Below are 8575 nucleotides of genomic sequence, written 5' to 3'. Positions count from 1 at the left end.
CCTGAAATATTATCTGCACAGATTTTCTGAATGCCTTCAGGGAATCGCCTTTAAGCGCAAATATATCCCTGCCCTCAAAAAACACTTCTCCTGCCGTAGGCTTCATAAGTTTCAAAACAAGACGCGCAACAGTTGATTTGCCGCAGCCGCTTTCACCGACAAGCGCAAAGACCTTATCCTTCTCTATTGAAAAATCAATGCCGTCCACAGCCTTAAGCCACAGCGGTTCGCCTGCCAGCTTCTTTTTCACAGGGAAATATTTCTTTAAAGCCTTTACGCTCAGTAGTTCCATATAATCTCTTCAGCTCTTATGCACCTTGCAAGGTGTGTGCTTTCCTTTTCTGTTGATATCTGCCTGAGGTCAGGCTCTCTCTCTTGACATGCAGGGATAACAAACCTGCACCTGTCAGAGAACTTGCAGCCGTCAGGAAGCCTGTCAGGACGCGGAACAGTTCCCGGTATAGGATTAAGAGGCTTGCCTTTTTCTTTTGGCAGTGAATCAAGAAGCCCCATTGTATATGGATGCCTCGGGTTATTGAACAGCTCATTTACACCCGTGAGTTCAACAATCCTTCCTGCATACATTATCGCAACCCTCCGGGCGTTCTCTGAGATAATGCCAAGGTCATGCGTTATCAGAAGAACTGACATCTTTCTTTCCTGCCGAAGCCCCTGAAGGAGTTCAAGTATCTGCGCCTGTATGGTCACATCAAGCGCGGTTGTCGGTTCATCAGCTATAAGCAGCGCAGGATTGCATGCTATTGCCATTGCTATCATCACCCTCTGCCTCATGCCACCCGACATCTGGTGCGGATATTCTTTTATCCGTATCTCAGGCGACGGTATTTTCACATCGCGCAGCAGTTCTACTGCCCTGTCGGAAGCATCTTTTTTTGAAATGCCGAGATGCGTTGTCATAACCTCGGATATCTGATACCCGATAGTCAGAACCGGATTAAGCGATGTCATGGGTTCCTGAAATATCATTGCCAATTCTTTTCCGCGCAGGCGGCGCATGGGTTCTTTGTCAAGTTTGAGGAGGTCTGTGCCTCTGAAGTTTATTGAGCCTTCAGCGTACGCATTCGGAGGAAGTATGCCCATCAACGCAAGCGCCGTAAGGCTTTTGCCGCAGCCGCTCTCGCCGACAAGCCCGAATACCTCGGATTCATCGATATTAAAAGACAGGCCGCTGACTACTTTTATCGGCTTTGCTGAAGTCCTGAATAAGATATCAAGGGAGTTTATTCCGAGCAGGGACACTGCTGTTTACTGTTCCTTTTTCTTAATGAGTTGAAGGTATGTCTTAGCTTCTTTCAGGTCAGGGTTTTGTTTCAGCGCTGCTTCCCATTCTTCAAATGCAAGCGCTGTAAGCCCTTTCGCATAATATGTCAGCCCGAGTTGAACCCATGCCTGTCCATAAGCGGGATTTATTTCCTTTGCCGTTTTAAAATGGGTTATTGCCTCTTCGTGCCTGCCCTTGCTCCTCAAAGCCATGCCGATTTTAGTGTGCCCATCAGCCAGTCTGGGATGAAGTTTAAGCGCTTTGCTGTATTCCTCTATGGCGTCATCGAAAAGCCCGAGGTCAAAATAAAGACTGCCGAGTTTATAATGTTCGTTTGCCAGCTTGCCTGCCGCGAAGGGGTCAATAGAAGTCGGGGTGGGATGAGCTATCTGTGCAGCCTTTGAAAATACCTCCTGCGCCATTTTGAATTCGCACATGTCATTATACGCAATAGCAAGGTTAAGAGACGCCTGTGTGTATCTTGGATTAATCTCAAGCGCCCTTTCAAAATATTCCGCAGCCTCTTTAGTGTTGCCTTTCAGATGGTTAATAATGCCGAGTTTGTTCAATACGTCCGCATACTTAGGATTGATGGCGATAATATCTTTTAAGACAGGCTCTGCCTCTGAGTATTTGCCCTCTTCAAATAACTTTGTGCCAAGTTCATGCAGTTCATACAGATGAGAATCCATGGTTATTTAATATATGTATTCAAAGAGCCTTTGTCAACAGAAAGCTGCGCACCAGGTATCTTGCATCCTGTTTTTATTATATAACCACATCAATTATTACCGGCCTTTTATCCGGAGGGATCTCGCCTGCCTGAATCCCTGAAAGAAAAACTTCCTCTGCTTCCTTCAAATGTGTCTCGTCATTGTAATGAAACATTGCAATCGGCTCATCAGGAGTTATGTAATCCCCTGTTTTCTTATTTAAGACTATGCCTGCGGAATGGTCCATCTTGTCTTCGGTCTGCTGCCTCCCCGCGCCCAGAAGCATGGACGCTGTGCCGACCTTTTCAGCATCCATCTCCTGTATATAGCCCTTACCGGGAATTCTTATCTCTTTTACTCTTGCGGCAGATGGAATCATATTGGGTTTAAAAGCTACTTCAGGGTCGCCGTACTGGGCGTCAACAAATTCAACAAATTTTTTAAATGCATCGCCCTTCTCTATGAAATCCATAAGTTCTGCCTTGTATTTTATCAGCACATGCTCTGAAAGCCTTGATATTGCTGCCTCTTCTGTAACGCAATCAGCCGCATAAACCATCCATGACCCGAGCGTAAGAACCACCTCTTTTAAATCATCCGGCATCTTTCCTCTTAATGCAGAGATGCATTCTTTAATTTCAAGCCCGTTTCCAACTGTTTTCCCAAGAGGCTGATTCATGTCCGTAAGAACTGCTATTGTCTTCACTCCCATTGAATTACCTATGTTAACCATGGTCCTTGCAAGTTTTCCTGCATCACCGATATTTTTCATAAATGCGCCTTTGCCGACCTTCACATCCAGCACAAGCCCTTCTATGCCTTCTGCAAGCTTCTTTGACATAATACTTGCCGCAATCAGCGGGATTGACTCCACAGTCGCAGTAACATCCCTGAGGCTATAGAGTTTCTTATCAGCAGGCGCAATCTCATCTGTCTGGCTTATTATAGAGAAACCGATGTCCTTAACATTATTTTTAAATTCTGTTACTGAGAGGTCTGTCCTGAACCCGGGAATTGATTCAAGCTTATCAATGGTCCCTCCTGTATGGCCCAGCCCTCTGCCAGCTATCATCGGGACTTTTACGTTCATCGCAGCCATAAGCGGGGCAAGTATTATGCTTGTTTTATCCCCCACACCTCCTGTTGAATGTTTGTCAACCTTGGGGATTGAGATATCGGAAAAATCGAACCTATTGCCTGATGAAAGCATCAATTCGGTTAAAGCAATTGTTTCGGCATCCGTCATTCCGCTGAAATAAACAGCCATAAGGAAGGCGGACATTTGATAGTCTGGGATTTTTTCGGAGAGGTATTCAGTAATAAGGAAAGAAAGTTCTTCCTTTGAAAGCTCTGCTCCGTCACGCTTTTTCTTTATTAAATCATATGCACGCATAAAAATAGTTATTTATTATACAACAGTTCTTTGTTTATCTGACAGCGGAAGAAACCTGCAAATAAAAAAGGCGTCCCGATTTTATCGGGACGCCTTTGAGATTCAACTTTGCTACAATTAGAAGCTGAGTGTCAGTCCGTGTCTTACTGCATATGCATCGTCAGCGCTCTGAGATGCCGTATCATAGAAAGCTCCTGTCCAGAGATAACCGCCCTCTACGAAGTAAACGAGGTTCTTGTCAAGCTTATAGGTTATCTTTGCATCAAGCTCTCTGCCGATCTTCTTGGAATCGCCTACTGTTGAGGCTGTTGATCCCAAGTCTGTTGTTGTAGACGTTGTTGTACCAACTGTTATTGACTTCTTCTTTGCAGCGCTGAGCAGATAAAAATTGGCATCAATATTCAGCTCCTTTGTAAGGTCTCCAGTTGCGCCAAGTTTTATATACCGTGTGTTGGTAAGTCCTGTGTTAGTTGAGCCTTGCGCTGTCTTTACGCGATAGTCATACACATATGTGTATTTCTGCACGTTGCTGAGCGCGTTGGCGAATCCATTATTTTTGTTGTCAGCGGAATTGTTGTCGCCGCTTCCGAAAGCATAGTCAAGGCTGAGCTTTACAGGATTGAGTTTATAGCTTACTCCAACGAGATAGGCATAACCCCTATTCTTTATCTCTTTGTCTGATAGGCCTGTGAAATTGGCCTCTGACCTGCTCCTGCCGCCATTAAATTCTACGTCACCCTTGATGCCGAACCCTACAACCTCTGTTGCAGCGCGTAAGCCGAGGTTATAAAGGTGGAGTCCTCCGTTATTCGGACCCTGGGCAGTTAATGCCCCTGCGCTGCTGATATAGTTTCTCGAGTCATCAAGATAGGTGAAATCAGCGCCTACGCTTGTTTTACCGCTTGTGTAGGTCGCCAATGCCATATATGCATCTGCATCATCATGCATAATGTTTGTGCCTTCTGTGAATTTGGCTGTTAACAGAGCAATGTTGAGTTCCTTTGTCGGGTCCATAAATACCATGATTGCGTCATCGCCGAATTTTGAATGGTCAAAGAAAAGGCCATCGCCAAGCTTTAACGGCATATGACCAACCTTTATGCCTGCAGGAACACCCACATTAAATTTGTGCTGAATCCATGCCTCAAGAACCTCCATGCTGCCCTTCTTGGCATTGCCTGATGTATACGTACCCACGCCTTCACCGGTCTGCGATGCCCAAACATAATTATCACTTGCGTTTGTGGCAGAACCGCTGCTGTCGCCTGTTTCAAGGTGGATTACACCCATTGTGTTCTTTGATACTTCAGCCTGAATGCGGAGCCTTACCCTGCCGTCATAGTAGGACTTGGTGTCAGCATTCTCTTTTACACCGCTGTTCTGGTCCAAGTCAGTATTGTTCGTAAGCTCACCTCTGAGCCTTATCTCTCCGCCCAGTGTTATCTGTGTTGAACCCTTTGCAACCGCTGCCTGTGTCTCTGCCGGAATCTCGGCAGTGATGGCAAAGGCGCTAACTGCAAAACCGAGCGTAAATAATACGCCTAATACTAATGCCAAATACTTTTTCATTTGCTCTCCTTCACTTCCCAAACCATTTTAGAGCAGTAGAGCAGAAGTTCAGTAGAGCAGTAGTTTTTTAATTTTTTACTCCTGCTCTGTTGCGCTATTGCGCTGCTGCGCTGTTTTCGGTTTGGTTCAGTATTTTTCCCGTTAAAAACGGGATTTGCCCTTTTTACTTTTTTACTTCTTTGTCCGCCATAAGTAAGGCGGATTTACTGCCGCTTCTTTGCTCTGCCGTCACCTCCTTTTCTCATGAAATCAGCTCCATAAAATGGAGTTCCGCAAGAGCGAATTTTATAAAAATATGATAAATTTAATCATTTCCCACATCTTTTGTCAAGCTAAAAACATCTGTCAAATAACAATACACAATAAAATGTCATTCCGCACTTGATGCGGAATCCAGTTCCTTATAATCTATAAATGTAAGAAGCAATAAGCATGCCCATTATGCCTGATTGAAAAATAAAGGTTTTTTGTGAATAGTCGCCATAACCCCTGTATCTTCTCTGCAACAGGGTGTGGATTAATAGTGCAGCAGCGCAGTAGAGCAGAAGGGCAGCAGCAGTATGATATAATGCTTTATGGCTAAATACAAAAATCTAATTGTTTGGCAAAAGGCTAATGAACTTGCTTTGAATGTTTATATCCTTACAGAAACATTTCCAAAGAAAGAGACTTTTGGAATAACAAGCCAGATAAGGAGGGCTGTTCTTTCCATACCAACAAATATCGTTGAAGGTTATGGGCGGCGAACAAAGGCAGAGCTTTCCAGATTTATTGATATAGCTCGCGGCTCTTTAGCGGAAACAGAATATCTTCTTGAATTTTCGAAAAATCTTGGTTATATAAAAGCGAATACCACTGAAATAGAGAAGCTCATCGAAGAGGTTGGGAAGCTCCTGTGGAACTTTCAGAAAAGCCTTTAACTATTGCTCTATTGCTCTACTGCTCCAGAAAGGTGTAATATTACAACCAGAGGATTCATAGATGACAAAGTTATGGAAATATGATTTTGATATCGCCAAGTACACCAAGGCAATAGAATTAAATCCCGACAACTATGGCGCATACAGCAACAGGGGCATTGCCTATCAGAAAAAAGGGCAATATAATCTCTCTATCCCTGATTTCAGCAAAGCCATTGAACTAAACCCTAATTTCGACATGGCATATATCAACAGGGGAAACGCGTATCAGGAAATAGGGCAATACGGCCTTTCTATCGCTGATTTTAACAGGGCTATTGAGCTAAGCCCTCAAAACGGCATGGCATATAACAACAGAGGATTTACATTTATCCTGATGGGGAAATACGAGGAGGCTGAAAGCGATATTAAAAAGTCCATGGAGTTCAACCCAAACAACATCTACGCTCTAAACAGCATGGCAGAACTCTATGCGGCAAAAAATGATGCGGAAGAAGCATGCATGTGGCTAAAAAAGGCAATAGGAAAGGGATATAACAACTGGAGCTATATAAAGACATCAAAGACCTATGACAACATCCGCAACTCTCCCTGCTTTATGGAAATAATATCAAGGAGCAGTAGCGCAACAGCGCAGTAGAGCAGTAGCTCGGTAGTGCAGTAGTTTTTGCTTCTGTTCTGTTGCTCTACTGTTCTGCTGCTCTGCTCATGTTGACTAAAGTGCAGTTTAAAATTTAAAATTCAATACTAAAAGAACTTTTCACTTTTAACTTAAAACTTTTTAAAGAGGGGCTGTAGCTCAGTTGGGAGAGCGCTTGAATGGCATTCAAGAGGTCGTCGGTTCGATCCCGATCAGCTCCACCAGAATTGAAATTCATCATGAAAAAGACTAAAAAACAAATCACGGAGATTGCTAAAAATATAAAGCTTCTGATTCTTGATGTTGACGGAGTTCTTACGGACGGAAGCATTATTCTTGACAATAAAGGCAACGAGTTCAAGGCCTTCCATGTGCGCGACGGGCACGGCATAAAAATGCTCATCAGGGCAGGCATTCAGGCCGCCATAATTACAGGACGGCGCTCAAAGGTTGTGGAGAGAAGGGCAAAAGAGCTTGGCATTGCCGAGGTTTACCAGAAATGCTATAACAAAATAGAAGCCTACAATCGTATTAAAAGCAAGTTTTCTCTCCGGGATAATGAGATAGCATATATAGGCGATGACATAGTGGACTTGCCTCTGCTAAAGAGAGTCGGGCTTTCTTTTGCTGTTGCTGATTCGCCTGAAGAAGTCAAATCTCACGCCTCAGCAGTCACAAAAAACAGAGGGGGCAAGGCCGCTGCAAGAGAAGTCACGGACCTTATCCTTAAGGCCAAGGGGTTATGGAATAAAGTCATAGATGGGTATCTTAAAACTTAATATCCCGACAGTCCTTACATTAAGCAGGATTATCCTTATCCCTGTTTTCGTAATCGTAGCCTATCAGCATCCGTTCTGGGGCGCGGCAGTATTTGGAATCGCAGCAATAACAGATTTTCTTGACGGCTATCTTGCAAGGCGTTCAGGGCAGATAACAAAGTTCGGCATTATCCTTGATCCCCTCGCAGATAAATTCCTTGTTATTTCGGCTCTTGTGGTCTTGGTGGATATGGCCCGGCTTTCCGCATGGATGGCAATAGTTATAATTGTCAGGGAATTCCTTGTAACAGGACTGAGGGTTGTCGCATTGTCAAAGGACATAATCATACCGGCTGAAATGGGTGGAAAACTCAAGACAACAGCGCAGATAACAGCAATCCTCTGCCTGATTCTCGGGGAAAGCATATTTGATATAGACCTTTATGATGTCGGCATGATTTTTATATGGGCCGCGCTCGTCCTCTCTGTAATCTCAGGAATTCAGTATACAATCTCTTTCTGGAAAAAGATAAAATGAAACACAAATGTAGGTGGAGGTGTCATTCCGAACTTGGTTCGGAATCTTAAAGATGCTGAAACGAGTTCAGCATGACAAAGAAGGGATTTTCATATGGAAATAACATTGCTTATAGCTTTCTCCTTTGTATTGGGTTCAATTCCATGCGGGGTAATAATCGCAAAGGCTAAAGGCGTGGACCTGAAAAAAATTGGAAGCGGCAACATAGGCGCAACAAATGTGCTGCGGTCTTTAGGAAAAGAGGCTGCTTTGCTTACGCTTTTGGGAGATATGCTGAAAGGCACAGCAGCCGTGGCAATAGCAAGGGCTTTCGTTTCCGACCCCGGATTCTACGCCTCAGAATTTGGGGCCGGACTCTTACAATCTTTCACATCAAACCCTCAAGCCGCAATTGAAGGGCTGGCGGGACTTTCTGCAATACTTGGCCACAATTTCTCGCTTTTTCTCAGATTCAGAGGAGGCAAGGGCGTTGCCACAAGCCTCGGTGTTTTAGTGATTTATTCTCCTAAAGTTGCTATACTTACACTTATAATATGGCTTGTTGCAGCTCTTATAACAAAATATTCTTCTCTCGGCGCGATAATATCGTTCGGGCTTCTTCCTGTAAATGTATTTTTGTTGGACCCTGTGAGGATAAAAGTACTAATCTCGGCCCTGATTGCGCTTTTGATTTTAGTGAGACACATTGGTAATATAGAGAGGCTCATAAAAGGGACGGAAAAAAAGATTGGCGAACGGCATCGGGGCAGTTAAAAATTCAAA

10 protein-coding genes and 1 tRNA gene are annotated in these 8575 nt (G+C 44.0%); 6 read left to right on the top strand and 5 right to left on the bottom strand.

Going from position 1 to position 8575, the window contains the following annotated elements:
• The 5 genes from HY035_08720 to HY035_08700 form a co-directional block, all read right to left on the bottom strand.
• Positions 1–292: ABC transporter ATP-binding protein (locus tag HY035_08720; protein ID MBI3378461.1), on the bottom strand; the 292-nt coding region annotated here is incomplete at its 3' end.
• Positions 280–1260, bottom strand: a complete 981-nt coding sequence (locus HY035_08715) for an ABC transporter ATP-binding protein (GenBank protein MBI3378460.1) — start codon at positions 1258–1260, stop codon at positions 280–282. The genes HY035_08715 and HY035_08720, both read right to left, overlap by 13 nt.
• Before the next feature lie 6 nt (positions 1261–1266).
• Positions 1267–1974 carry a tetratricopeptide repeat protein gene (locus tag HY035_08710; GenBank protein MBI3378459.1) on the bottom strand — a complete coding sequence of 236 codons (708 nt, stop codon included), beginning with the start codon at positions 1972–1974 and terminating at the stop codon, positions 1267–1269.
• A 76-nt stretch (positions 1975–2050) separates the two neighbouring features.
• A complete protein-coding gene (locus tag HY035_08705) occupies positions 2051–3388 on the bottom strand; it encodes a thymidine phosphorylase (GenBank protein ID MBI3378458.1) in 1338 nt (445 codons plus the stop codon).
• Between the two features lie 117 nt (positions 3389–3505).
• Positions 3506–4957 (bottom strand): alginate export family protein, encoded by a 1452-nt coding sequence (locus tag HY035_08700; protein MBI3378457.1) that lies wholly within the window; start codon positions 4955–4957, stop codon positions 3506–3508.
• Between the two features lie 575 nt (positions 4958–5532).
• Here HY035_08700 and HY035_08695 point away from each other — a divergent pair.
• From HY035_08695 to plsY, 6 genes are all read left to right on the top strand, one after another.
• Positions 5533–5877, top strand: coding sequence for a four helix bundle protein (locus HY035_08695; GenBank protein ID MBI3378456.1), 345 nt, complete (start codon positions 5533–5535; stop codon positions 5875–5877).
• Between the two features lie 61 nt (positions 5878–5938).
• Positions 5939–6517 (top strand): tetratricopeptide repeat protein, encoded by a 579-nt coding sequence (locus HY035_08690; protein MBI3378455.1) that lies wholly within the window; start codon positions 5939–5941, stop codon positions 6515–6517.
• A gap of 148 nt (positions 6518–6665) precedes the next feature.
• A tRNA-Ala gene (locus tag HY035_08685) sits at positions 6666–6741 on the top strand.
• Between the two features lie 15 nt (positions 6742–6756).
• A complete protein-coding gene (kdsC, locus tag HY035_08680) occupies positions 6757–7296 on the top strand; it encodes a 3-deoxy-manno-octulosonate-8-phosphatase KdsC (protein MBI3378454.1) in 540 nt (179 codons plus the stop codon).
• Positions 7277–7813 (top strand): CDP-diacylglycerol--glycerol-3-phosphate 3-phosphatidyltransferase, encoded by a 537-nt coding sequence (gene pgsA, locus HY035_08675; protein ID MBI3378453.1) that lies wholly within the window; start codon positions 7277–7279, stop codon positions 7811–7813. Before kdsC ends, pgsA begins: the two co-directional genes overlap by 20 nt.
• A gap of 93 nt (positions 7814–7906) precedes the next feature.
• A complete protein-coding gene (plsY, locus tag HY035_08670) occupies positions 7907–8566 on the top strand; it encodes a glycerol-3-phosphate 1-O-acyltransferase PlsY (GenBank protein ID MBI3378452.1) in 660 nt (219 codons plus the stop codon).
• The last annotated feature ends 9 nt before the right edge of the window (positions 8567–8575 follow it).

The organism is Nitrospirota bacterium (assembly GCA_016195565.1).
In the GTDB taxonomy this organism is placed as follows: domain Bacteria; phylum Nitrospirota; class Thermodesulfovibrionia; order Thermodesulfovibrionales; family UBA1546; genus UBA1546.
This window is presented reverse-complemented; position numbering and strand designations above follow the sequence as displayed.

Excerpts from the sequence above, each read along its gene's own strand:
- plsY (MBI3378452.1), top strand. The coding sequence starts at position 7,907 with ATGGAAATAACATTGCTTATAGCTTTCTCCTTTGTATTGGGTTCAATT.
- HY035_08690 (MBI3378455.1), top strand. The coding sequence starts at position 5,939 with ATGACAAAGTTATGGAAATATGATTTTGATATCGCCAAGTACACCAAG.
- pgsA (MBI3378453.1), top strand. The coding sequence starts at position 7,277 with ATGGGTATCTTAAAACTTAATATCCCGACAGTCCTTACATTAAGCAGG.
- HY035_08695 (MBI3378456.1), top strand. The coding sequence starts at position 5,533 with ATGGCTAAATACAAAAATCTAATTGTTTGGCAAAAGGCTAATGAACTT.
- HY035_08710 (MBI3378459.1), bottom strand. The coding sequence starts at position 1,974 with ATGGATTCTCATCTGTATGAACTGCATGAACTTGGCACAAAGTTATTT.
- HY035_08700 (MBI3378457.1), bottom strand. The coding sequence starts at position 4,957 with ATGAAAAAGTATTTGGCATTAGTATTAGGCGTATTATTTACGCTCGGT.
- kdsC (MBI3378454.1), top strand. The coding sequence starts at position 6,757 with ATGAAAAAGACTAAAAAACAAATCACGGAGATTGCTAAAAATATAAAG.
- HY035_08705 (MBI3378458.1), bottom strand. The coding sequence starts at position 3,388 with ATGCGTGCATATGATTTAATAAAGAAAAAGCGTGACGGAGCAGAGCTT.